The organism is Trichococcus palustris (assembly GCF_900114465.1).
Taxonomy (GTDB): Bacteria; Bacillota; Bacilli; order Lactobacillales; family Aerococcaceae; genus Trichococcus; species Trichococcus palustris.
Genome location: NZ_FOTD01000017.1, coordinates 21,049 through 47,076 on the forward strand (window position 1 = coordinate 21,049; position 26,028 = coordinate 47,076).

General features: G+C 45.7%; 19 protein-coding genes. 4 read left to right on the forward strand and 15 right to left on the reverse strand.

The window, feature by feature from the left end:
* Positions 1-46 precede the first annotated feature (46 nt).
* From BM101_RS10790 to BM101_RS10815, 6 genes are all read right to left on the reverse strand, one after another.
* On the reverse strand, positions 47-346 hold the full coding sequence (locus BM101_RS10790) for a hypothetical protein (RefSeq protein WP_087034135.1): 300 nt from the start codon (positions 344-346) through the stop codon (positions 47-49).
* Between the two features lie 27 nt (positions 347-373).
* The gene (locus BM101_RS10795; protein ID WP_087034134.1) at positions 374-1,609 is read right to left on the reverse strand and encodes a MalY/PatB family protein; all 1,236 of its coding nucleotides are present in this window, start codon (positions 1,607-1,609) and stop codon (positions 374-376) included.
* Positions 1,610-2,129: 520 nt separating this feature from the next.
* Complete coding sequence (locus BM101_RS10800; RefSeq protein WP_087034133.1) at positions 2,130-3,938, reverse strand: DUF4153 domain-containing protein; 1,809 nt, start codon at positions 3,936-3,938, stop codon at positions 2,130-2,132.
* Between the two features lie 49 nt (positions 3,939-3,987).
* Positions 3,988-4,821 (reverse strand): ABC transporter permease, encoded by an 834-nt coding sequence (locus BM101_RS10805; RefSeq protein ID WP_087034132.1) that lies wholly within the window; start codon positions 4,819-4,821, stop codon positions 3,988-3,990.
* Complete coding sequence (locus BM101_RS10810) at positions 4,818-5,747, reverse strand: ABC transporter ATP-binding protein (protein ID WP_087034131.1); 930 nt, start codon at positions 5,745-5,747, stop codon at positions 4,818-4,820. Before BM101_RS10810 ends, BM101_RS10805 begins: the two co-directional genes overlap by 4 nt.
* Positions 5,748-5,955: 208 nt before the next feature.
* Positions 5,956-6,939, reverse strand: a complete 984-nt coding sequence (locus BM101_RS10815; RefSeq protein WP_087034130.1) for a lactate/malate family dehydrogenase — start codon at positions 6,937-6,939, stop codon at positions 5,956-5,958.
* Between the two features lie 485 nt (positions 6,940-7,424).
* Here BM101_RS10815 and BM101_RS10820 point away from each other — a divergent pair, with 485 nt between their 5' ends.
* Positions 7,425-8,072, forward strand: a complete 648-nt coding sequence (locus tag BM101_RS10820; RefSeq protein WP_087034129.1) for a TetR/AcrR family transcriptional regulator — start codon at positions 7,425-7,427, stop codon at positions 8,070-8,072.
* 114 nt (positions 8,073-8,186) lie between these two features.
* A complete protein-coding gene (locus tag BM101_RS10825) occupies positions 8,187-10,196 on the forward strand; it encodes an ABC transporter ATP-binding protein/permease (RefSeq protein WP_087034128.1) in 2,010 nt (669 codons plus the stop codon).
* A gap of 446 nt (positions 10,197-10,642) precedes the next feature.
* Here BM101_RS10825 and BM101_RS10830 read toward each other — a convergent pair whose 3' ends face one another.
* On the reverse strand, positions 10,643-12,046 hold the full coding sequence (locus BM101_RS10830) for a hypothetical protein (protein ID WP_087034127.1): 1,404 nt from the start codon (positions 12,044-12,046) through the stop codon (positions 10,643-10,645).
* 1,168 nt (positions 12,047-13,214) lie between these two features.
* Between BM101_RS10830 and BM101_RS10835 the strand changes: the two genes are divergently transcribed.
* The gene (locus tag BM101_RS10835; protein ID WP_087034126.1) at positions 13,215-14,027 is read left to right on the forward strand and encodes an AraC family transcriptional regulator; all 813 of its coding nucleotides are present in this window, start codon (positions 13,215-13,217) and stop codon (positions 14,025-14,027) included.
* Positions 14,028-14,141: 114 nt separating this feature from the next.
* Here the strand turns inward: BM101_RS10835 and BM101_RS10840 are convergent, their stop codons facing one another.
* Positions 14,142-14,921: an alpha/beta hydrolase gene (locus BM101_RS10840; protein WP_087034125.1), complete on the reverse strand. Its 780-nt coding sequence runs from the start codon at positions 14,919-14,921 to the stop codon at positions 14,142-14,144.
* Between the two features lie 161 nt (positions 14,922-15,082).
* Between BM101_RS10840 and BM101_RS10845 the strand changes: the two genes are divergently transcribed.
* A complete protein-coding gene (locus BM101_RS10845) occupies positions 15,083-15,652 on the forward strand; it encodes a GNAT family N-acetyltransferase (RefSeq protein ID WP_087034124.1) in 570 nt (189 codons plus the stop codon).
* Positions 15,653-15,866: 214 nt separating this feature from the next.
* Here the strand turns inward: BM101_RS10845 and glmS are convergent, their stop codons facing one another.
* From glmS to BM101_RS10880, 7 genes are all read right to left on the reverse strand, one after another.
* Complete coding sequence (gene glmS, locus BM101_RS10850; RefSeq protein WP_087034123.1) at positions 15,867-17,675, reverse strand: glutamine--fructose-6-phosphate transaminase (isomerizing); 1,809 nt, start codon at positions 17,673-17,675, stop codon at positions 15,867-15,869.
* 482 nt (positions 17,676-18,157) lie between these two features.
* Positions 18,158-19,306, reverse strand: a complete 1,149-nt coding sequence (locus BM101_RS10855) for a mannitol-1-phosphate 5-dehydrogenase (protein ID WP_087034122.1) — start codon at positions 19,304-19,306, stop codon at positions 18,158-18,160.
* Between the two features lie 12 nt (positions 19,307-19,318).
* Positions 19,319-19,756, reverse strand: coding sequence for a PTS sugar transporter subunit IIA (locus BM101_RS10860; protein ID WP_087034121.1), 438 nt, complete (start codon positions 19,754-19,756; stop codon positions 19,319-19,321).
* Between the two features lie 17 nt (positions 19,757-19,773).
* Positions 19,774-21,513 carry a PTS mannitol transporter subunit IICBA gene (locus BM101_RS10865; RefSeq protein ID WP_087034120.1) on the reverse strand — a complete coding sequence of 580 codons (1,740 nt, stop codon included), beginning with the start codon at positions 21,511-21,513 and terminating at the stop codon, positions 19,774-19,776.
* A gap of 219 nt (positions 21,514-21,732) precedes the next feature.
* Positions 21,733-22,167 (reverse strand): PTS sugar transporter subunit IIA, encoded by a 435-nt coding sequence (locus tag BM101_RS10870; protein WP_087034119.1) that lies wholly within the window; start codon positions 22,165-22,167, stop codon positions 21,733-21,735.
* 9 nt (positions 22,168-22,176) lie between these two features.
* Positions 22,177-24,210 (reverse strand): BglG family transcription antiterminator, encoded by a 2,034-nt coding sequence (locus BM101_RS10875; RefSeq protein WP_087034118.1) that lies wholly within the window; start codon positions 24,208-24,210, stop codon positions 22,177-22,179.
* Positions 24,194-25,885, reverse strand: a complete 1,692-nt coding sequence (locus tag BM101_RS10880; RefSeq protein ID WP_087034117.1) for a PTS transporter subunit EIIC — start codon at positions 25,883-25,885, stop codon at positions 24,194-24,196. The genes BM101_RS10875 and BM101_RS10880 overlap by 17 nt, the downstream gene beginning before the upstream one ends.
* Between the last annotated feature and the right edge of the window lie 143 nt (positions 25,886-26,028).

Below are 26,028 nucleotides of genomic sequence, written 5' to 3' on the forward strand. Positions count from 1 at the left end.
CGATAAAACAATCGCGATTCCTATTACCATTCCCCATGAGGGTTACCTAGTCTACTGCAGTAGTCAGGATGGAGGCTTCTCGTTCTTCTTCCTCAAGGGCGAAAAAGCGGACTTTTTTAGATTTCTCCCCTTCGACTTTTTGATAATCCATTTTTTTACCTATTTCGGTAAACTCGCGTACCAGTATGATGCTCAACCCGGCAAAGATGACTGTCTCCACGAAATAACCACCCAACAGCATCCCTGTGAAGGATACCGCGAAGGCAATGGACAACATCACCGGCACCGCTGAGAGCGTTTCAGAAAAATAATGACCTGCATATTCCCGCTTAAGAAAGTTTTTCATAATGAAGCTCCTTTCCTGCTATAAATGTTATTTTTCCAGCTTCTGTTGATAAAATCTATCTAAAGCAGCACCCAGACGATTCAACGAACCTTCAATGACCGTCGTTGGTGCCGCGAGGTTTATGCGTTCGTAGCCGGCTCCTTCCTCTCCGAAAATATAGCCTTCATCGGTGAAAAATTCCGCCTCCAGATGCATAAATTTTTCCAGTTCTTGCGGGGTCATTCCTAACTTATTGAAGTTCACCCATTGCAGATAGGTCCCTTCAACCAGCGGCGCTGTTATTTCAGGGAAATTATTCTTGAAGTAATCCCGTACCAGATGTTGGTTCCTGTCGATGACCGGCAACAGATGGTCCAACCATGCTTCCCCTTCCTCATAGGCGATGCGGCATCCTTCCAACCCCATAATCCCGACCATGCCGGATGCGGTATCGGTTAAAGCCTGCACCATTTTCGCCCGTAATGTTTCGTTTTTGATGATTACGTTTGAGTTGCATAATCCGGCTAAGTTGAACGTCTTGGATGGGGCCGTGCACGTGATTGTCTTTTCCGCAATCTCATCGGAAAGGGTTTGGAATACCGTGTGCTCGTAGCCCGGCATAATCAAATCATTATGTATTTCATCCGAAATGATGATCATGTCGTTTTTAACCACTATCTCTGCTAATTCACCCAATTCTTCCCTTGTCCATACTCTGCCGACCGGATTATGCGGGCTGCTGAAGATGATCAATTTGTTCTTTTGTTTCTTACAGAGCTCGCCTAGCCCCTTAAAATCGATCGCATAAGCATCACCATGATTAATCAGCGGATTCTTCACAAGTTTGCGGCCGGCGTTTTCAATGGCCGCATAAAACGGATAGTAGACAGGTGGCATGATGATGACGCCATCTCCCGGTTGTGTATAGGTCCTTACCGCCGCAAAGAGGGCTGTGACTATCCCCGGACTGTTGATGATCCATTCTCTTTCCACAGCAAAACCGTGACGGCGCTTTTGCCAGTCGATGACCGCTTCATAGTAGCCTGTTGTAGGGACGCTGTATCCCAATACGGCATCCTCCAAAAAAAGTTGTAACCCCTTCGTGATTTCCGGAGCGGTCTTGAATTCCATATCCGCCACTGTCAGAGGAATGACACCGTCTGATACATCCGGATTCCATTGGATCATTTGATTCCATTTGGAAGACCCTTTCCCTTTTCGATTCACCAAGGTCTCAAAATCATAAACCTTTCTGCTGGTTGGTGTCTCTGTTTCATAGACCATCTTAATTCCTCCTTCGCTCAATATTATAAAAAGTTACATCCGAATTATTGGGATGATGATTTCTTTTAATGGATATTTATTATGCTACTAACTATAAGCCCCTATTGAATGATTGTCTAATTTCCCGTAACAACCATTGTAACGAAATGTCACATTGTTTATGGGTAGATAGCGAAAATATTGCTGGAATCCACTTTTGTCAATAATCTGACGTAAGAACATCTCACATGCGAAAAGATTGAAATCATCCTAACACAACTAAACCATGAAAACCGAGCATTTTTCTCACAAAAATTTGAAAAGCGGGTCCTTGATTTTTACATCCAGCACACCTGCTTTCAACCATTGGCGAAGCCGTCTCGGGATTCCTTTATCAGAGATGCTTTGTTACACAAGCTTCATTCGTCATGGTTGCCATTGTCGATTCACCAGTCAGCAATCTGCGGAAATAAAAAAAAGCCTTAGCGGAGTGTTTGGATTTACACTACGCCAAGGCTCGTTTCTTCTTGCTGTCCTTGCATTATTTGAATTCGATGAACAGGTAGATGTCCCCACCGGCATATCCGTTGGACCGTTCAAGCGAAGCGACCAGGATGTTCATCCTGACCTTATCGTTTTCGGTCGTCAGGGTGGCATCCTCCATCTTCAGATTGCCTTTATCAAACCCAGATGTCACACCTTTATCCAAAATGGCATCATACAGCTCTTTGGTGTCATACCGGATCAGCTCTTGACCGGTGTCATCCTTCAAGATAAGCAGGTAGTACTTGTCGACAAGTTCTTTTGCCAACACATACTTCTTCCCACCCACTTCCAACGGCACATCTTGGGTGGTATTCGGCTCGCCTGTTGAATAGTACAAGTACTGGTGGACCATCATATCGAAGCCCGTGATGCCGATTGCCGGATTGGCATCCCAGTTCAAGTAGGCGGATTGCCCTTCCCCTTGCGGATATTCCGTTTCCGAATAGGTCATATCGAACCCGAAGGTATCACTGAAATCCCTGTAGATAGAAAAGTCGCTCGGCAGGAAAGCTACTTCTTTATTGTAGCCCATATTATCGATGTAGGAAGCCACCTTGGTGATCACAATTTTGTCCTTGAACGAGACGTCACTTTTTGGGACAATGGCGTCGTTTACCAACATATCATTCTCAGTCAGTTTCTGTTCCAGGAAGCTGATCTGGTTGTTTTTGCTGACGGTAAAGGCGTCGATCGGCGGGATGATGGAAATGGCCGACAGGACAAGCAGCGCAATGGCGATCAGCCCGTTATGTTTGGGTTTCATGAAGCTGAAGATCAGCCCCGCAATCGTAGCGAAAATGCCGAAGAGGATGACATAGTAACGGCCGTGGGTGACGCCCATTTCCTGAATCTTCAGGAAAGAGGCAATCGTTTGGAAAACGACGATCGGCACCAAGATTTTAGGGAAAATCTTGCGGAAAAGCAGCGCAAACTTATTTTCCAGGTTGCAGGCCAAAATATAGACGATGATCACAATGATGGCATAGGACACCAGCATCGGTTCCAACAGATTATTGGTCCAGAATTCCCCGCGGATATTCAGGATGACGTAGGCCAACAGAATCAACGTATAGACCGCAGTCAATGGGATGATGATGTAGGAAATCAGGATATCCAAGAAGCGCGGGACCGAGAATTGGCGTTCCAGCGTCTCTTCCCGTTTTGCCCACGCTTCATCCGGGATGAGTTCTTCGCGTTTGCCGGGATAGAGCGGTGTCATCGACAAGAAATAGATCGGCGCGAACAGGGAAACTACGATATTCAGCAGATGGCTCAATATTTTGTAGTCGATGTTGAACAGCAGATAATCCGTCGCATAGAAGATGGCGCTGACCCCTGCGGACAAGACGCCTGTAAACAAAATCGTGATGAAGAAAGCCTTCAGCGCCGACAGGAAGCTGCGATGGAACGGAACCTTCACGCTTTTTATCGAAGGTATCCAAATGAACGCAATCATCAGGGCAAAGAGCGCCACGCCGGTCTTGACGCTGATCGCTAGATTGTACAGCGTCTGCGGCCCAACCACAAAGTAGTAGCCCAGCGCCAGCAAGGCTGCACCGCCTATCAATAGATAGCGGGCATTCGCCTGCGTGAAGAAGCGTTCATATATCATTTGTCCGACAATACTCAACAGGGCCCCCACCAGGAAAGTAAACAGGTAGCGGGCATAGTCCTCTTTCGGCTGTTCAATCATGATGCCGTTCAACACCGCAACCGCAATCAAAAAGAACACGGTCAGCGGATAGCGGCTAATGGATCGGCCCATGCCTTTAAAGGCCGTCCGCAATGAATCCTTAAATTTCATTTTAAGTCACCCCTTCAGTAAAATACTTTGCTCCCCCTGATAAAAGCAACTACTCAGAAACCTCCATTTTTTTTCTTTTCCTTTTTCGCGTATGGGTAAAATCTGCCCGCTGGAACGTCACGGTTGCCAGAATGAGGAACAAAATGCCGCAGCCGAATACGACCAGACCGCTCATCCACGGTTTGAATATGAAGCCATTGATGCTGAATGCCAACCCGTTCTTAACCATCTCAGCATCGGTTCCATTGTTTTCCAAAACGATCGCCCGGAAGAACATGGTTGTGTACGTCATCGGATTCGCAAAAGACAGGTACACCAGAAAAGTTGGAAAGAGGTTGACCGGCACATACGCCCCCGAAAGAAAAACCAAGGGGAGGACGACTGCCTGTTCAACGATTTGATAGGTTTGCGCATCCCGGACGAGCGTTGCCACCAACAGACCGAGCGCTGAATAGACCAATCCGACGAGGAACATGGAAAGGAAGACCAAAAGCAGGGTATGCGGCTTTTGGAACCCCAATCCAGTGAACATCCCGATGGCAAAGATCAAAAACCCCTGCATTGTTGCGATTGTGGCACCGGCCAGCATCTGGCCAAAGGCAACTTGAAAGCGGCTGATGGGGCTGACCAGGATTTCCTTCATAAACCCCGAACCGATATCTTCGATCGTCGTCGCCGCGATATTTAAGGAGGTCTGGAATACCGTCGCAATCGTTACCCCGGCAATGACATGGCCGATGGGATTGCCTTGTAGCTGCGTTTGGAAAAGGGACGTCAAGACATAGATGAATCCGAACGGCGTCAAAATCGTGATCAGCAGGCGCAGTCGGTCACGCATAAAATTACGCAGATTGCGCAGACACAATGCCCAGATGGCTCTCATTTCGCATCACCGCCTTCCCGAATCTCCTTACCCGTTATTTCAAGGAAAACATCATTTAAATTGCCTTTCATAATCTCGATATCCAGAATAGTCTCTTTCAATGAATGGATCACTTCGATGAATTTCCCTAAATCCTTCACTTCCAGGTGGAAATAACCTCCCTTTTTCTCATATGGGAATTCTCGCTGGAGAAACAGGATTTCCGCTTTCCGTTCGTTTTTTACCTTCAATATGGCACGGGTCTTTGTGTATTGCTCCTTCAGCGCTTGGGGCGTATCGTTGACGACAATCTTTCCGCCATCCATGATCGCCACCCGATCGCATACTTCGGCTTCTTCGATATAATGGGTCGTCAGAAAAATCGTAATATTTTTTTCTTTTTGCAGCTTCATAATATATTCCCACATGCGGTTCCGGGTCTGCGGATCCAAACCCGTTGTCGGCTCGTCCAGGAAAAGGACTTTCGGATAATGCACCAGAGCCCGGACAATCTCGACCCGCCGCTTCATTCCTCCTGACAGGGTGGAAACCAGTTTGTTCCGCCATTCAACCAAATCGACCAAATTCAGCAGCATGCCGATGCGCTCGTCTATTTCATTTCTTGGTACACCGTAGAAAATGCAGTGGGAGACCAGATTTTCCTGCAAAGTCATTTTTTGATCGAGCGTTGGTTCCTGAAAAACGATGCCGATTGCTTTGCGGACCTCTTTTGGCTGCTTAGAGACATCTTTTCCGTCGATCAGCAGGGTACCCGCTGTTTTATCAATCATGGTGCATAAGGTATTGATTGTCGTACTTTTCCCGGCGCCATTCGGCCCCAGAAACGCAAAGCTGCTGCCCTCCTCCACCTCAAAAGAGACATCCGCTACAGCAAGATAATCTCCATAATATTTGGAAAAACCTTTCACATCGATAATGGCTGTCATCGCCCCACCTGACTTTCCGACGCTTTCGTGTAAGCGTTATTATTTTTAAATTTACTAATGAAAAGAAGAGACCTCTTCACCATAATTATGGCTATCCGACCCCTTGTTTGTCAAATTTTGCGGCGGCTCAATAGCCTGCTACAGCCACTGGAAAAAGCAAAAAACAGCAGGAAGCGCGTTGTTCTTCCGCTCCCTGCTATAACTATTTTTATCCTTTGAACGGGCCGGTTTTTGCATCTTTCATCGCTAGCTGAATATAGTCGATGGAAGCATTCATTTTCGCTGTCTCCCATTCATCCAAGCTGACGCCGTATTTTTTTTCTACGCCATTGCGTCCGATCAAGCAAGGCATACTCAGAGCTACGTCGCCGTCATGGCCATATTGTCCCCGTAAGATTGTGCAGACAGGGTAGACACTCTTCTCATCCAACAAGACTGCTTGGGCCAACGTGATGGCAGCCTGTGCGACGCCGGCGTTCGTCCAGCCTTTTCCGTTCAGGACATCGTAGGCGGCCTTCACGACTGCAGCGCCAACTTCTTCTGGATCCAACGGTTGCACTTCAGGGAAGTAGGTGCCGAATTCATCATAGCGGATGCCGTTGATGTTCAGTCGGCTCATCACGGGGAAAGCTGTCAAGCCGTGTTCGCCCATCATATAGCCGGTGACGCTCTTCGGATCGATGCCATAATGTTGGGATACCACTTTCCTTAAGCGGGCGGAATCCAACATCGTGCCTGTACCGAATACGCGTCCTTCAGGATAGTCGAATTCGCTTGCTGCGATATAGGTCATCGTGTCCAACGGATTTGTGATCAAGATGACGATCGCTTCTTTTGTGAATGTTGAGATCCCCGCCATGACTTCACGGATGACTTCAGCATTTATACCCGTCAAGGAGGCCCTGTCCGGTATCGCATCCGGATTGTTGTCGTCCTTCAAGACGCTTGGGCCGGCAGCCACAATGATCACGTCCGCATCGGCGCAGTCAGAATAATCGCCTGCATGCACATCCACATTGGACATATAGGTCAATGCGGTTGCGTGCGCCTGATCCAATGCCTCACCGCGTGAAACACCTTCTAATATGTCTATTGTCGCTATTTCTGAGAAAAGTCGCAATTTCATCGCATCCGCCAAAACGTATGAACCCACGTGACCGACACCAACGACGACTAATTTATTTTTATGCATTCTTTCCCCTCCATCTTTAATCTAATTATCATTCTAACACCATTTTCTCATTTTTAAAATATTTCTTTTTCCTGTCGTCAAATTGTTTCCTTTTAGGGAAGGAAAATCACAGAATGCAGTAAATCACCTAAGTTTGTCAGCTTGGATACCGGAAAAAACCATCGTAATATCTGGATATCCATCAAAGAAAGTGCATATCACTCCGTTCATTCATCAAGCGGGATCATTTAAGGCAAACAGCGTAATTTTATTGGCAATTCCCCGATATTCACATCATTTTGTCAAATTCCCCCCAAAAGCTCTTGAATGAGAAATGAGAACATCCAGAATATTCATGCGATTATCCGAAAAAAATAGCGGGCAAAGGGTCCAGGACAAATCGTCCTGGGCCTTTTGCCTTTCCAGTGAGCGAAAACTTGCAGAAAACCAGTTGGGCATATATTATAGGAAGATAATCATAAAGAGAGAAACAGGTGTTGTAAAAGATGGAGATGTTTATCGAGGCTTTAAAGAAAAAAATCCGGAGCAACGAAGGATTGTCACCCAAGATGCAGGATATCCTGGATGCCAGCGTGGCCCTATTTTCCACAAAAGGCTTCTCGAATACCAGCACAAAAGATATCGCGCAAGCCGCAAATGTTGCGGAAGGTACGATTTATAAACATTTTGGAACGAAGGAAAACTTATTGTACGCCACTATCCTGCCGATTCTACGGGATGCCATTTCTGAAGAAGCCATCAATCGGATTCGGATTATCCATAAGTGTCTGGAAAACACACCTTTTGAAGTTTTTGTGCGCTACATCGTCACAAAGAACGTACTGATGCCGGAGGATCATTTTCAGTCGGGAAAGATTTTCTTTACAGAGATGATCTACGACAAAGAACGCTGCAAGCAATTCGTCGATATGATTCCGCCGGAGTTCATCCAAGAGATTTCCAGCATCCTTGACAATTACAAAGCAAAAAAAGAGATCGTCGATTGGCCCAATATCGTCATTTGGCAGTTCATCATGAGCATCTTATCCGGACACCACCTGACCCATCACATCCTTTTACCGGATCGGAAGTGGGACAATGAATCGGACATCGACTACTTGACGCAGCAAATCGTAAAAGGCCTACAGCCTTAAGAGTTTCTTACATTGACGACGTTATTTTAAAAGTATATACTATCCACATGAAGTGGTGAGTAAACACTCACTCATTACCAATTATTTTCACTCACGAGGAGGATTCCACAGCATATGTCTTTTATAGAACTGAAACACTTGAACAAATTTTACCCCATCAGCGGCGCAAAAGATTTCCAGGCCCTGAAGGACATCAATCTGTCTTTGGACAAAGGCGAACTGGTTTCCATCATCGGTGAATCCGGCAGCGGTAAATCGACCTTAATGAACCTGCTGGGCGGCTTGGACAGCCAGTTCTCCGGCGAAATCACCGTAGACGGCAAAAAGATGAGCACCTTTAAAGATCAGGATTTCGTAAACTACCACAAAGAAAAAATCGGCTTCGTCTTCCAAAGCTTCAATCTCGTTTCCCATCTATCCGTATTGGACAATGTGACGCTGGCCATGACGCTATCGAACGTCGACAAAAAAACCCGGAATGAACGGGCAAAAGAAGTGCTCAAGCAGCTGGGCCTGGAAGAACAATACCACAAAAAACCGAGCCAGTTATCCGGCGGACAAAAACAACGGGTTGCGATTGCGCGCGCCTTGGTCAATGACCCAGATATCATCATCGCGGACGAACCGACCGGTGCCTTGGATTCGCAGACAACCGACCAAGTGTTGGACATCATTCAAGAGATCGCGAAAACCGGCAAACTGGTCATCATGGTTACCCATTCGGAAAAAGTGGCTGCCCGTTCGACCCGTGTCGTGACCATCGACGACGGGAAAATCATCGGGGACGTCCGTCAAGGCGAACTGCAGACACACGAAAATACCTTTGGATTGGAGAAAAAAGCCAAAAGTAAAAACCTTTCCTTCTTCGCAGCTATACGATTGGCTCTTCTGAACATGAAAGAGAAACTGGGTCGGAACATCCTGATTGCTTTAGGTGGCAGCATCGGCATCATGAGCGTCATCGTGATGCTCTCGCTCGGTGCAGGGGTAAATGATTACCTGACCAAAACAATGAACGCCAACGTCAACCCTTTGGTCAGTGAGGTGAAGATGCCAATTGCGAGGGGTTCCAATGCAAGTAGCAGTGTTGCTGCAGATTCTTCCGTGATGGCCACAACACCGGCCGGAACGAGGCCTTCCGGACCACCTGCCGGCGTAACCCAATCCGATCCGTTTGCGGAAGAGAATCTGCAAGAATTACGGAACATCCCGCACGTCGCCGAACTGAATTTGGCCTACACATCCTTCACCATCGGAAGCGATAACGTCATTTATGAAGGTTCAAAATATGCCTTCATGACTTTCGGGACAACTTCCGGCATGACCGATTCCAACATTCTATATGGCACATTCCCGGCTGAAGGCGAAATACTCGTAACCGAAGGCATCGCCAATCAAATGGGCGCCACTGCGGAAGAAGCCATCGGAAAAGAAGTGACTTTGAGTGTTACCATCGACGGCGAAAAACTTGAAAAAAATTATGTGATCAGCGGCATCTACACTGCCGGCCAATCCATCGGGGCATTTGAGTCTGTCTATATATCATCTGAGTCCTTCGATCTATTGACAGCCGAAAACAACCTGGAAGTGAAACCGAACGTCGTATACTTGGTTTCTGACGATCCAAAAAATACGCAAGCCATCAAAGATGAAGTGGCTACATTAGGTTACCGCGGCTCTTCAGCCGATATGCTTGCTTCGACCTTTACCAAGATGTTGGATATCTTCACCTACATCCTATCCGGTGTAGCCGGTATTTCCCTGTTCGTATCAGCCATCATGATTTTGACGGTGCTGTACATTAGCGTAGTGGAACGGACACAGGAAATCGGTGTCATCAAAGCCATCGGCGGCCGCAAAAAAGATATCCGCCGCATCTTCGTATCCGAGTCCTTCCTGATCGGTCTATTCAGCGGATTATTGGGTGTGGGCATCGCCTACCTGATCACCGTTGTCGGCAATATCATCGTTCAAAATCTGTTTGATACAGCCATCCTGAACATGACACCCGCTTTCGCCATTTTCGGAATCGTAACCAGCATCATCATCAGCATGCTCTCCGGCTTGCTGCCCGCCCAAAAAGCAGCCAGCCTCGATCCAGTCGAAGCCCTACGCCACGACTAAAGGATACGATGAATTGCGCTTAGAACGGAATCACTGGAGCACCTAGTACTAAAATCTGCGGTTTTCAGATTTAAGTACTAGGTGTGAAGTGACGTCCGTTCTGCAATTCAGAGTTCAACTAAAACAGGATGTGATGATTCGCGTTTAGATACCCGTACGTTGGAGCGAAGCACGAAGGGAACCTCTTTTGTTCCCTACTTGCTTCGTGAAACGTTAGCGGTATCTGCGAATCAGAACTCACTAAACAGGATGTGATAAATCCCACGGTAGAAATCGAGCACTAAGAAGACAACCACTAAACGGCCGGTTTTTGGCCGTGTGTGATTGTCAGCTTAGGCAGAGATTTCTGGGATTTAGAACTCAACTAAAAGGATACAATGAATCCCGTTAAAACAAAATAAAGGCAACCAGAACAGAATGACTGTCTTGGTTGTCTTTATTTTGCCTTATTCCACTGAACGCAGCTGCAAATAAAATTCGTTTATTTGCCCAGCCAGCTCATCTTCTTGCATTTCTTTGAAGATGCTCATCAAGTTATGGATATACCTCAGAAGCCATTCAAAGGAGTCTCTTTTGACGCTCTTCCCCGCCGCTGCTCCCCTTTCGATCTCTTTATGGAAATTAGCTATCCAATTATCTCCCAACACAATGTGGACACGTTGGATCTGTTCTTTAAAGAGCTTTTCCGCAGATAAGATTTCATCCTCCGCTAGCCACTCATTCCTGCCGGCGCTTCGATAATATTTAGGGATGAATTCCTTGAAATAGGGATCGGATTGTTGCAACAGAAAAAAGGCTGCTTCATATTTCCCTTCCGTTATGTAATAATCCAGCAGATAGGAGACGAGGATATCCCGAAAATCAATCTCCAATTTGCGGATCACCAAATCCTTATAAGTATCATTGATCGGCACAATCTCAAGTTTGCTGTATAACGGCTGACGTGTTGCCCCCAATACCAGTTCTTCCTTTTCCAACAAATCATGCGCTTCCTTTTTCGCCAATGTGTGCAGTCCGTTCGAACGAAAAATGACAAAGCGGATCCACTTCAATAAGGCCGCCTCTTCTTCCGGCAATTGCAAATCTGGATTCTCATCCAACACCGCTGTAAAATTTTCCATTTTTTGCACAGTATCAGGATATTTGAAACGCTGCCATTGGATATAGCTGGACGGTTGCTTCTCATAAAGGAAGCTGACTAAAATCAGCTGCATCCATAATTTTTTTATATCGGAAGGCTTCTCCGTAGCCGCTAGTTGATCCCACAATAAAACCTCGACTTCTTCTTTTATAGCCAAGGGACTCCAACCGGCTCCCGAAGCCTCAAACCCGAATAATTGCACAAAGTCGATTGCTTTTCTGGCGGTTAATTTGTTCCCTTTTATTAATTTGTTTACGATAGGGGCAAGAATAAGATGGGACAATCCCATTTGATTTTTAAAGTAAGGGAAAATCAAATATTTTTCATTCACTCTTTTCCTCAAAATACCGCTATGAAGCGGCTGATGCCCCAATGGCCCTATTACAGGCGAAAAATCCTTCAATTCATATTCTCCTTCTATGAACTCCTCGTTCGCATAGCTGAAGGGATAGCCATCAGGGAAGTTTTGTTTATAGAAGAAGATATACCAATCGTGCGCTTCCTTAGCATCCAACAGTAGGTTATTCACAGAAATGCTATTTTCAGCAAATTGTTTTGCGAACCTTTGGGCATCATTTGATAAGCGGTAAAAGTCATCTGCATGAGAGAAGTCCTGGAGTGTCTTTTCATTGACCGGGAACTTATTCGCCTTCACATAATCGTATAACGCATAGTAATATTCATAAAACAAAGCGTAATCGTCTTTCATCTTCCAGCCCTCCAGAGTGTAACCCCTTACAATTCTTATTTCTATTTTAACATATCGCGGATGAAACATAGGCAAATACCATTTGAATCTGAAAAAGCTATGACATAGCATGACTAAATTGCGTAGCGCGTTATTCTTCAAAACAAGCATCCGACAAAAAAATCAGTAAAAATTCGGACAAATTTTATGCATTTCATATCAAAATATTCGGCTAATTAATGACGTTTTCAAGTTCTGGTGCTATACTATATGCGAGGCAACATTCGGATCCTCGTAATGCAGGCAACTCATTTTTTCCATGTCATCCAACTTTTTCTGGATTTTTGTGGAGAAAACCCTGTCAGATTACTGGGAATGATTGCATTCCCCATGGCATGGCAACCGTTCGTAACGGATGTACCTTTGTCGTATCATTATATTAAAAAATTGCTTTTGTCGTTAATTTCCCCTCGAACGCTTTTTTAAAAATGTTTAACCGGCAACTGACCAGAGACTATTTTGAATCGACTAGCTATCTGATGAACACAATCCGCAAATCAGAATGGATTCTTCCGTGAGGAAAAATCCCCAATTTTTGGGTGAAAGAAACACCGAAATCTATCCATTAAATGGGACAGCAACTCAAAATAAGCAGCGGATCCAACTGTTTGGTAAATATTGGCTTGCCCGGACCACGATTTTATTATGAAATTTATGCTTCTTCATAGAAATTTCATAAATAAATGATAAGTTACCCTTATGCTGCGGATTTCATTCCTAGCACTTCGTTTATTCCTTTTCCTGGCTTCAGCTTTCTCGCATAGCTCATCCCTTGGCCTAAATCATTTCGTCTATGTTGCCCAAACATTGGGATGAAGCACCTGTCCTGATGCCAATTAACAATTTTCGAAAAATTGGTTTTATTAACCGCAATAAAAGGTCGGCAATAAAATTACTTTATTTTTTATCCAGCCTATACAGGCCAACCAATATGACAGATATATTACAAAAAGAACCTATTTAGAACAATGATTAAAATTTTATTTTTTTAAAAATTATGCTAGACAAATCTTAAAAATAGTATATTATTATTGTTATTGGCTGAGATGAAAAATATGGAATTTGAGTCAATTAATTATTAAACTGCACCATCACTCTAGCATTACACATACACGTTAGGAGGATAACTATGTATACTATGTCCAACATAAAAAATCTCTCCCTGAAGATTGTACTTGCCGAAAAAAACACGATTACTCCTGTTCAACCAACCACTTACCAAAAATTTCCATATGTTAAATTATTCTATGTAACGTCTGGCGAATTAGCGTTAACGATGAAGGAAACAACTGAAAAGCTTTCTAAGGATCAGTTAGTTTTGTTGAATCCAAATGTGGAATATTACTGGGATTTACCCGGTGACAAAACTGCAGAAGTTATCGAAGTTGGGATTCACGGTCTTGAATTCTCTAAAATTGGCGATTCGGAAAGCGATTTCGCTTACTACCGCCACAATGATAGCGCAAAAGACACGGCGACTTTCTTACATCTATTATTAGATGAAATGAGTACAAGAGAGCAAGGATATGAAGAAGTAGGCAAACGTTTCATTGAGATTATTTTGATTCACTTATTGCGTTTAGAGGAATTCTCAATCCGGAATTCACTGAACAAAAAGAACCACAAAGAGATCCAAACGGTCAAGAACTATATGAAGGTAAATTACCATAAGAACATCACGTTGGATGACTTGGTAGATTTGGTTCATATCAACAAATTCTACTTGATCCGTATCTTCAAACAAGAAGTTGGGATGTCCCCAATCGACTACTTGATCCATATTCGTATCGATGAAGCACAAAAAATGTTACGCAATACGAATATTGCGATTGCTGACATTGCACATTTGGTCGGATTCCAATCTCCGTCCCATTTCTCTAAGACATTCAGAGAATTGTCCAATTGCACGCCATCTCAATATCGCCGTCAAGGAAACCAATAATAGTTATCGATAAAAAGAAGAAGTTTGGTGGAACCCACCGATCTTCTTCTTTTTCATTTATCAGGACGTATCCGGATAATGCTGCTTCACTCGCTTTACGGAAATGATGGGCGGCTATCGATTCAATAGCCAGGGGAAAATCTGTTCGATCGTCATTTTCCAAAAATCCCAATCGTGTTCGCCGGGATAGGCGATATACTGATGTTCGACGTTCTCTTCCAGCAGAAATTCATGAAAAGCCTGATTATCATCGCATAGGGCATCTTCCGTACCGCAAGCCAAAAAAATGGCCGGCATCGTTCCCTTTTCCTGCGCATCATGCACGATTTGGACGAGGTCATTTTCCAAACCTAAGTCCTTTATATCGTTCGAACCTACGATAGATTCCAGCATCGGTATGCGTGCCACCGGATTATCTTTTACGATTCTTTCTGATTTGGTGAGAATCACGCTGGAAAACGCTGCGATTTGCCCGAAGGTATTCAGGTTTTTCAGCCCGTTCCGCAAAGCCCCGTAGCCACCCATCGACAACCCGACAATGCTCGTGTCTTCCCGTTTGTGGGACAGCGGGAACAGTTCGCGGGTCACCCGGACCAATTCCTCCCCCACGTAAGTTGCATAATGGCCACCCGTACTCTGATTGACATAGAAACTATTTTCGCCTGCCGGCATGATGACCGCAAAGCGATAGATATCCGCCAACTGTTCAATGTTCGTTTTCATCATCCAATCATTGTGATCGCCTTGATAGCCATGCAACAGGTAGATTGTCTTTAATGGCTCCCGTTCCCCTGTACCCTCATGTGACCCTTGCGCCTGCAGGGGAATGATTGCGCTGAATGTCACTTTACGGCCCAAAGCTTGCGATTGGAAATTAACTGTTATGATTGCCATACCGCTGATCCTTCTTTCCTAACGTAGTAGCCTTTTTCATCTATCATTTTATCATATTCTTTGATTTACAGGGTAATTCGACAAGGTGCAGCGCCTCTACAAATCTGTTGGTGATATAATAGAAGGGAAATCATAGCCAGACAAGACAAAGGAGGTACTCTATGATACGCGAGGCACGAAAAGAGGAGTGTGCAGCTTTGTATGACTTGCTGTACGAGATTTTTTTGGATATGGAATTGCCTTTATTGGACCTATTGGATCCTGAAACCCTGAAGACGGCAATCGTCCGTGCTATGCAGCAGGATTTTTATCGATTCAGCTACCGGAATGGCTTGGTTTTCGAAGAAGATGGCGAAATCCTCGGATGCTGTTTTGGCTACAAAGGGGAATTGGAAAAGACGATCGATGATGCCCTGTATACTGTCTTCCGCGAGATGGGCATCGCGTCGGCACAAGCTTTGTTCCCTGATCCGGAAACCTTTGCAGGGGAATGGTATCTGGATTCCATCGTAGCCAAGAAGACGGCGCGCGGCAAGGGAATCGCCACCGAGCTTCTGCAGGCCTTGCCCCCTGTCGCCAGAGCGTCGGGAGAGGGCATCATCGGGTTGAACTGCGAGCAGGATAATCTGAAGGCGAAACGCCTTTATGAAAAAATTGGGTTTGTGACCACATCCGAAAGGATACTGAGCCATCATCCCTATGACCATATGCAATGGTTTTTTAAGGCTTAAAAATGAACGAAAACAGAGAGCCGCCATGATGGCGGTAATCTGTTTTTGTTTTTTTTGTTTCAAAAAAGGATGTGTCACGTAAATCTGTGCGCATCAATCTGCAAACACAGCCAAATGCGGGCGCGAAAAAGAGCGACCCCTCCCACACCCCGATAGGTGGAGAAGAAATCGCCCTTGTATGAATTCATCTATTTCTCAATAAGTCTGCCCAGGATTATTCAACAGTAACCGATTTCGCCAAGTTTCTTGGTTTATCGACGTCATAACCGCGGGCAAGTGTGGCATAGTATGCCATAAGTTGCGTCGGCACAACCGTCAATAATGGAGCCAATGCTGGATGGACGGCAGGCAGAATGACTTGATCGTTATCGTGCGCCAAGCCTTCCATCGCGAAGACACATGTATTCGCTCCGCGTGAACGGACTTCTTCGATGTTTCCGCGCGTATGGCTTGCTACATTTGCTTGCGTGATGATTGCCAGCACCGGTGTGCCTTCTTCGATCAATGCAATGGTCCCATGCTTCAATTCTCCAGCTGCGAAGCCTTCTGTTTGAATGTAGGAGATTTCTTTCAATTTAAGCGCTGCTTCCATGGAAACATAGTAATCCAATCCACGTCCGATATAGAATGCGTTGCGTGTGTTCGGCAAGTAAATATTAGCCAATTCGCCGATGCGTTCTTTATCGTCGATGACAGCTTCCATTGCAGTCGCTACGATTCCCAATTCACGGACCATATTGATGCCCATATCATGGCCTAATTTCGCTCCTAAAGCATCCGACAAAACAGCCAAGACAGCAATCTGTGCGGTATAGGCTTTGGTGGAAGCAACCGCGATTTCTGGACCTGCATGCAACAGCAAGGTAAAGTCCGCTTCACGCGATAATGTCGATCCGGCTACGTTCGTGATCGTCAAAGATGGGTATCCCCATTCTTTTACTTTCACCAGCACTTGGCGGCTATCCGCAGTCTCTCCACTCTGTGTAAGGAAAACGAAGAACGGATTGCCTGTTAATAATGGTGGATTGTAGGAAAATTCGCTGGCGACATGCACTTCCGTCGGGATCTGTGCAAATTTTTCCAGATAATGTTTCCCTACCCAACCGGAATGGTAGCTCGTTCCGCATGCAACGATATGGATACGGTCAGCAGCCAACATAGCAGTAACCAAGTCCTCCGGAACAGTCAGACGACCCTCTTCATTTTGATACTTTTGCACGATGTTACGCATAACAGCGGGTTGCTCGTCGATTTCCTTCAACATGTAGTAAGGGTATGTCCCTTTTTCCAGATCGCTGGCATCGATTTGAGCCGTATATGGATTGCGTGCTATCGTTTTTCCGTTCAATGTTTCGATTGTGACGCCTTCAGCCGTCAAAGTGACCATTTCACCATCATGGATTTCCACGTATTGATTCGTGATCTGAACAGTAGCCATCGCATCGCTGGCAACAACGTTGAAGTCATCGCCCAAGCCGATCAACAACGGGCTTTTGTTTTTGGCTGCGTAAAAGACGTTTGGTGCTTGTGTATCCACCAACGCGAAGGCATAAGATCCTCTTACGATCGACAATGCGCGGCGCAAAGCTTCTTTTCCATTCAAATTTTCTTCTGCAGCGATTTTCCCGATCAGCTGCACAACGATTTCCGTATCCGTTTGGCTGACGAAAGTCACATCCTGCAGATATTCATCTTTGATTTCTTTGAAGTTCTCGATGACCCCGTTATGGACCAATGTAAAACGTCCGTCCGTTGATTGGTGCGGATGCGCATTCTCTACGCTCGGCACGCCATGTGTTGCCCATCTTGTATGTCCGATGCCTACATGCGCATCGATATCCATGTCCACGATTGCAAGCAAATCTGCGATGCGGCCTTTTTCCTTGAACAAGTGGCCTTTGTTATCAGCATCAACGACAAGAATACCGGCTGAATCATAGCCGCGGTATTCCAATTTTTCTAATCCATGCAATAATACTTCCTGTACATTGCCTTTTCCTACATATCCCACTATTCCACACATAAGCGCAAAAATCCCCTTTATTATGTTTTTTGTGTTCTGGGTGTGGGGATTGATCTCTGTAAGACCTTTCAACGTCAGCTGACGCCTGAACGGTCTCTTTTCTTTCAATCCTGTAGACTACACTTGCCTTGGGTCATCCGCCGAATCCTTCGATAAACCCAATCCTCGTCACTTCAAGAAATTGTTTCAACCGGCTTATTCCCAGCGAAACCTGCACATCCTCGAAGTCTGGCGCTATCCAAATGTTTTTCCTCTATCCTCCTATATATAAATTTTCCAGAATACATGTATTTTATCCTACAAACAGTGACATTGTCAAAATGTTTCTCATTCGCTTTCACTTGTAACGCTAGTTTAAAGCATTATTTAAGAAAAACTTATACTCGTTGTGCCGCTTGATTTCACTCAAGATGTCTCGAATGACCGTTTGACGACACAACGGGTATACCTGATAGTTACGCGCAAAGCAATATTCCCTGGAATTACGCCACCTTATACGCGTACTTCTCGACGTTCTGTTTGATGCTGCCCAAGATTTTTTGATTGTCTATCCCGGTTATTTCCGGAATGATTTTATCCAAGCCGTTTTTCAGGATCATTTCTTTCAACTCTTGGCATTGTTCATCTTCAGGGTCGAAATAATTGAAGACCATGCCGATCGTTTCCAGCAAGTGGAAAGGCATCTCATCGATTTGGGTAAGCTCGACCATCGGGCGGATAAAGCGCTCGTGGTTGCCCAATTTCCTCAAAGGCGTGCGCGCCACACGGGTGATTGCGTCCGAAATGTATTTGTTTTGGAAACGGCCGATGATCTTTTCGATATATTTCTCGTGTTCTGCTTCATCGAATCCCCATTTCGCGATCAACAGTTTACCGGTTTCATGCAATACAGAGCGTAATTGGATGACGACCAGATTATCCTGCATCGCTTCATCGATTGTTTCATAACCTTGCAGAGCACCGGTATAGGCTACCGTTGCGTGCCCCGTGTTGACGCTGAAAAGTTTGCGTTCAATATACGGCTCCAAGTCCTTTACGTATGCGATGCCTTCCAGACGGATCGGGCTTTTGCATGCGGTCCCTTGTACTACCCATTCGCTGAAAGGTTCCACTTGCACAAAGAGAGGATCCGCATGTTGCTGCATCGGAACGATACGATCTACCGCCGCATCGGGAAATCCGACGTATTCAGTAAGGTAAGCAGTATCCGTGCAATATTTTTTTACTTCTTCCCCCAGGAAAGTCGATCCGCCGATCATATTCTCGCAGGCGATGATGTCGATCGGCTGGTTAATTTTCCGGGCTGCACGCGCCGCTATTCCTTCCGCGATCAATTGCGCGATTCTAGGCAGAATATTGGGACCGATGGCAGTCGTGATGATGTCCGCTTCAACGATCGCCTCCACAACTTTATTTGCTTCTTTGGCATTGTTCAGGCCGGTGACGTTCTGGATTTGGATCTGTTCGCGTGACTCGTCCGCCAGTTCGATCGTATAGCCGCCCCGCGTTTTTAAGGCTTCGATAATTTTTTCGTTTACATCTACAAAGGTAATTGCGTACCCATTATGATTAAGAATTTCCCCGATAAAACCGCGGCCGATATTTCCGGCTCCAAAATGTACTGCTTTCATTTTCATCTCTCCTTATGCAATGGCTAAGCTGCCAGTGATTTCATCTTTTGTTAAAGCGTCCGCTAATATCACGACGTTATCTACGTCACTGCAATACAGCGCGATTTTTTGGATCAACTGCAGATGGTCATCCCCGACCCCTGCGATGCCGAACAGAACGGTCGCCACTTTTTCATCGTGCCCGTCGCCGAAATCAACCCCATCAGGGACTTGAACAACGCAAATGCCTGATTTTTTCACGTGGTCTTTGGCTGCATCGGTACCGTGGGGAATCGCGATGAAATTCCCCATATACACCGACAGTATTTGATCCCGTTGCACCATGGCCTCCACATAATCCGCATCCACACAGCCTGCTTCCACTAATTTTTGGCCGCAAAACCGGATGGCTTCCTCTTTCGAAGCAAAAGCTTTATTCAAAACGATCATTTCAGCATCTAAATTTTTCATCTTAATTCTTCCTCTCCCTAAGCTATTTCCTTCAAGTTGGCGACGATACTTTCATATTTCGGCGTGGTGATCAGACTGTCGACTGATAGATGCACGGCTTTTGGAACTTTTTTCTGGGCCGCTTGCGTCAAACTGTTTTTGCTGATCACCAACGTTTGTGGAGATGCTTTCAAGTCATTGATATGCATTTTTTTCAAAGGGATTGCCAAAGCCTCCCTTTCCAAAATCCGTGCTACTACTTTTTGCCCCATCGTGGCGGAGCCTTTGCGGTCGTCATGGACCAACACGATTTCACTGATATTTGCCAAGTCAAAACCAAGGGTCGGTGCTGCCGGTTCAACGACTATTTCTTCGTGGCTAATGCCGGATAGCGTCGCCACGATTTCATCGTATTTTGGCGAGTTCAGGAAATTCTCGATTGCGACAAAAGTTGCACTTGGCGCTTTTTGTTGGGCTCTTTCCTGCAATTCCTCCTGGGTGACGATCAACGTGTTCGCCGCATCCGTCAGATTATTGATGGCGCGATTGGTAACATCTTGGGGTAACCCGGCGGTGTTGATTTTTTTGCGTAGGATAGAGGCTCCCATTGCACTGGATCCCATCCCTGCATCGCAGGCAAAAATGATGTGTTGGATTCCCGCCATGCTTGTTTGGCCCGCAAGCCCTTTCGCGCTTAATTTTGCGGCCTGTGTCGCTTTTACGCTTTCTTCAAAATTATCGACTGCTTCTGTGGCGTCGGCTTTCAAAATGACGGTTGCTACCGCAAAGGATGCTGCTGCGCCTGCCGCGACCCCTAAAATAACGGGTAGATTTCCCCCCATTGGTGTCATAGCTAAGATCGCGATGATTGAACCTGGTGAAGCCGGAGCCCGTAAACCGGCACCTAAAAGTTGGAACACAAAACTTCCGGAAACGCCGCCTGAGATAACCGCTAAAAATAACAGCGGTTTCATCATGACGTAAGGGAAATAAATTTCATGAATTCCGCCGAAGAAGTGGATGATCATAGCGCCTGGCGCTGTCGATTTTGCTGAGCCTTTGCCGAACAAAGTGAAGGCTAATAACACGCCTAACCCAGGACCAGGATTTGATTCTAATAAGAAGAGGATCGAACGTCCTGTTTCACCGACTTGTTCCGTTCCTAACGGTGTCAAAATCCCGTGATTGATCGCATTGTTCAAGAAAAGAATTTTCGCTGGTTCGATAAAGATATTCGCCAAAGGAATCAAGTGTGCATTCAAGATAGTTTCTACGCCGGCTGCCATTGCTTGTGTCAAACCATCCACCACCGGTCCGATCGCCACAAATCCCAGAAGGGCTAAAGCAAACCCGATCAAGCCTGCCGAGAAATTGTTGACTAACATTTCAAAACCGGTTTTGATTTTACTTTGGAAAATGTCATCGAATTTCTTGATGACAAAACCACTCAACGGGCCCATGATCATGGCCCCCAGCATCATGGGAATGTCAGTCCCTACGATGACTCCCATTGTGGCGATTGCGCCGACAACTGCACCGCGATCGCCTGCGATTACTTTTCCTCCGGTATAGCCGATCAACAAGGGAATTAAATACGTAATCATCGGGCCAACCATCGTAGCGAAGGATTCATTCGGCAAATAGCCATCGGGAATGAATAGTGCCGTTAAAACTCCCCAAGCGATGAGTGCCCCGATATTTGGCATCACCATGCTTGAAAGCGTACTGCCAAACTTTTGAACTTTTGCCTTTAGCGATGCCTGTTGTGTCTGTTCCATCTTTTGTTTCTCCCTTCAAACTGTTTCTTTTGATGTCTTTATTGTATGCGCTTCCCACTTGGGTTTATAGTCGTGCTTTGGCACGTTTATTTGTGCCAAGCCTTGATTTAGTTTTTGTTCAGGAAGACCTATGCAGGAAATAAGCGCAAAAAAATGCAATCAGACTTCCATCCGGTGGAAGGACTGATTACATTTTGTAGTTAGTTTAATTTGGATATATTATCCGTTTTTTAGAATTTCTTGTATCGCTTGTAAATCTTTGGCATCGCTCAACGCCATCACGTTCTCGAGATCCGAGCAGAAAAAAGCGATATCCTGCAAGGCTTCCAATTGTTTTTCCTTAAGGGCCACCACAAAAAGAACAGTCGCAATTTGCGGTTCCTGTCCGTTGCCGAAATCAACGCCGTCAGGCACTTGAATCAGGCAGATGCCCTCTTCTTCAATATAAGGCTGTCCCTCGCTGTCACCGTGGGGCAGGGCGACAAAATTGCCGACGTAGACACTCACTTTACGCTGGCGCGCAAGCATGGATTGGATATAGGGCGGTGATACCAACCCCTGCGCCACCAGGAATTCCCCGGCGGCGACAAGCGCTTCTTCGGCAGTGCGGTAAGTTTGATTCAACAGAATATGCTGATCTTTGATTGTAATCATAAGGATTCCTCACTTCTTCACTTCTTCGATCAAGAGGGCGGACAACAATTGGTAAATGATCGCTTCATTGCCGGAATTAAAAATCTCGATCCCCAAATCGTTCATGATGATCGCTCCGCTGATTTTTCCCAGCATCTTAGCGACATTCTCTTCGATCGGATCGGGGGCCAGCATGACCAGCATCCGGGATAAAGTCATTGTTTTTTTGTCCATACCCATTATTTCAAGTGGCGTTTTCAAATCAAAGACACAAAAACAGGGTTGTAGAACCGCAGCGTGGGAGGCGTGGAACAAGGCAAAGTGGGTATTGGGAATGCCGATCGGCGCTTGCTGATAGCGATTCATCAATTTATCCCGGACCGTTGCCGGATCGGCGATGGTGTCAGCTGCAATGCTTTTCACAGCCAAAGAGACCGTTTCAAAAACATTGGCGTTATTCTCCAACGGCTTGACGAAAAAATGCTTCAACAACTGATTGATTTCATCGATAAAGGTCATGACTTCCTGATAGTCATCATTTTCGGACAAGCTAGGCTTCGCCGGAAGCTGGACATTCCGCTTCGTATGACTGATTGCACGAAACGCTTCTTTGAGTTGCTTGACCTCGTCCTCCAAAAGCAAAGGGGAGACCAATAAATATTTCCCGCTGTATCCCGGCAACAATGAAGTAGAGATGGTCAAATCAAACTTCTCTTCCAGATTGAGTTTCCCCAGGTCGGCTATGCGAAAAAAGACGATATCATTGATGAAAGGAAAATGTTTCCGCAAACGCATTTCCAGCATGCGCGTCGAAGCCAATCCGCTGGGGGAAATTCCGGCAATATCCACTGCAATGACTTTAGGGCTGCGTTCCAGGGAATTAGCGAAATGCAATACCATATAGGCGATCTCTTCTTCAGAAAATTGCTGCTGCGGAAAGACTTGCGGCAAGGCGTTGCGGATCGCACTCGCAACTTCCGAGTATTGCGCCATGATTCGTTCCAGGATGGGATTATTGAGGTTTCCTTGGTTTAAAATGGCTCGGCTTAACGCCCCCGAAAGGTGCGTCAAGAGCATTTTGTACAAATTGGGATCTTCAAAGAAATTGACTTCCGCATCGCGACTGACGTTTTCGATCAATTGCTTCACTTGATAAGCTAAGCGCGTATCAAAGCTTTCCTTAAAAAAATCGTCATCCAAGGACTTGGAAAAATCGCCCAATAAATTAGCAAAGAAAACGACTTCACTGACCGCATACAATTGCTTCGTATGCGCTGCGATTTTGGCAAAAATTTGCTTCGCTAAATCCAAAAGTTCTTTATTGATTTGTCCCGCATAGGAATCTTCCACCAGCTGGTGGCCTCGTGGGACGCGATCCATGGCAATGGTCAGCATCAAAATCAAAAATTCCAGTTTCCGGTCACTCAAGTCAGAAAAACGTGGTTCTACGATTTCCCGTACCAGTTTTTGAGCAAAAAGCAGCTGTTCTTGATTTACGAATTGCAAAAAGAAACTTTCTTTATCTTTCGATTCTGAAAAGTGAAAGAAGTGATACTCATTGATCTCTATCCCCAGAATATTGGCCAATAAGAGACGGCGATACTTTTCGCTGCCGGCAAGTTCATAGCCGCGATTTCTCGTGATTGTTAGGGGCAGGCGAGCCAACCGCGTTTCCAACTGTTTGATATCGGCAAAAAACGTGGTGTTGCTGATCAGGAATTCATCCAGAAAAGTCTGCATGCTGATCGGCTGATCACTGTTCAATAGCTGCAGCAAAATGGCATGTTGGCGTTCGGTGGCAGATAATTCGGAAGGCTCATCTTCAGAAACGGCGGAGAGAATTTCTGTTTTTACGCTATCCTCAGCAATTAATCGGAAACGACCCAGTCCCGCTTTTTCCAGCTTTGCACCGATGGATTCCAAAGACAGCTCCAGATTTGCCAATTCGCGGTAAACCGTACGCTTGCTGACTTTAAGAAGACTCATCAGGTGTTCCACGGTGACCGGCGAGGCAGTATGCAGCAATTCTTTTAAGATGATAGTCTCTCTAGGCGTTAGAAACATCCGACAAGTCTCCCCTCAATAGTTTCTCGTATTTGTTCGTTGCAATAAGATGCTCCACAATCAGCAGCGGTCCCTTCGGCAGCGCGTTTTCAGAAGCAAATTTTTCAGTGACGATATATAGATTCCTTTGATCCAAAAGCAGATGTTCCAGGGGTTGCTTTTCAACGTCGATCACTACGCTGTACTTCTGCGCTAAATTGCGGAACGCCTGCACCGCCATGGTCTGGGAACCCCGCACACCATCAGCATATAAAAAGACGATCTTTTGATACGGTATTTTTTCTCCGAACGGTTCCGGACTAACATTTTTTTCATGTTCCTCAGTCAGCAACGCCACAACTTTCGTATACTCCTCTTGATCCAAAAAATTTCCAATTGTGACTATTTGGGCGTGGGGGGCTTGGATTTCGGCTAAATGCTTCAACTCATTTTGGGTAATAAGCAAAAGATGGGGATCATCATTCACGCGGTAAATGGAAGTGTAGTCAACGGGGATGGAAATGCCCCTTTCCTTCAATTGTTGCCGCATCATGCTGGCTCCCATCGCACTTGAACCCATGCCCGCGTCACAAGCGAATAAAATCTTCTGAACTTCCGTCAATTTCGTCACCTTTTCTGAAATTTCTTTTTTTGTGTAATCTTTTCTGATCACGATGGCGGCGATCAAAAAACTAATCAGAGCGCTTACTGAAATGCCGCAAGTAACCCCCAGCAGCATATTTTGCGGTGCATTCGCTAAAATCATCACGAGCGATCCCGGGGAAGCCGGAGCCTTCAAACCCACTTGAAATAATTCAAAAATCAAAGTGCCGCTCATGCCGCCCAAAATGACGGCCGCAAACAACAAAGGGTTCAGTAAAACAAACGGGAAGTAAATCTCATGGATCCCGCCGATCAGATGAATCATTAATGCGCCGCTGGCATTGGCCTTCAGTTCTTTACGGCTGAACAGAATAAATGCCAATAATACCCCCAGCCCCGGCCCGGGATTCGTTTCGATCAAAAAGAGCAGCGAAGTTCCTGTATCCCCCGCTTGCTCAATCCCCAATGGCGTCAAGATACCGTGGTTGAGCGTATTGTTCAAGAACAACACTTTCAACGGCTCGATAAAAATATTGGCCAACAAAAGCAGGTTCCGCTGGATCAACCAGCCAACGAACAGACCCGCTTTCTGAGTGACGCCCGCAATGAACGGGCCGATAAAAACCAGACTCAAATAGCCGAACAGCATGCCGATGATCCCCGCCGAAAAATTACGGATCAGCATCTCATAACCTGCTTTGACCTTTGGCAAAAAATATTTATCGAAAAGGAAAACACTCCAGCCAGCCAACGGTCCTATTACCATAGCTCCCAGTATTTGCGGGTCTTCAAAGTCTACAAGAATTCCAATCACCGCGATGGCCGCCACGACCCCGGCTCTTTGCTCGATCAATCGTCCCCCAGTATAGGCAATCAGAACCGGGAGGAGAAAATAAATCATGATGTGATCCATTTCAATAAAGGATTGCTGGAGCGGACCCTGAAGGTATTGAATGAGAGTTGTAATGATACCCCAAGTGATGAAGACACTCACATTCGGCATGATCATTCCGCTGAGATAATGGCCAACCCTCCTTATGTTCGGCAACTCAAAAAGGTCTTCATTTGCATGGAATCGTTTTGGTTTTGTCATGGCCACACCTCCTTATTCATTTTCAGCAGGGCAGGCAGAATCAGGATTTGATAAAAATTTCCGTGTCATAGTCGGACTAGCCTCCAAAACTTTGGTTCCGCTTACAAAAAAACGGCCGCTTTTAGCGCATTATACATTTTTAA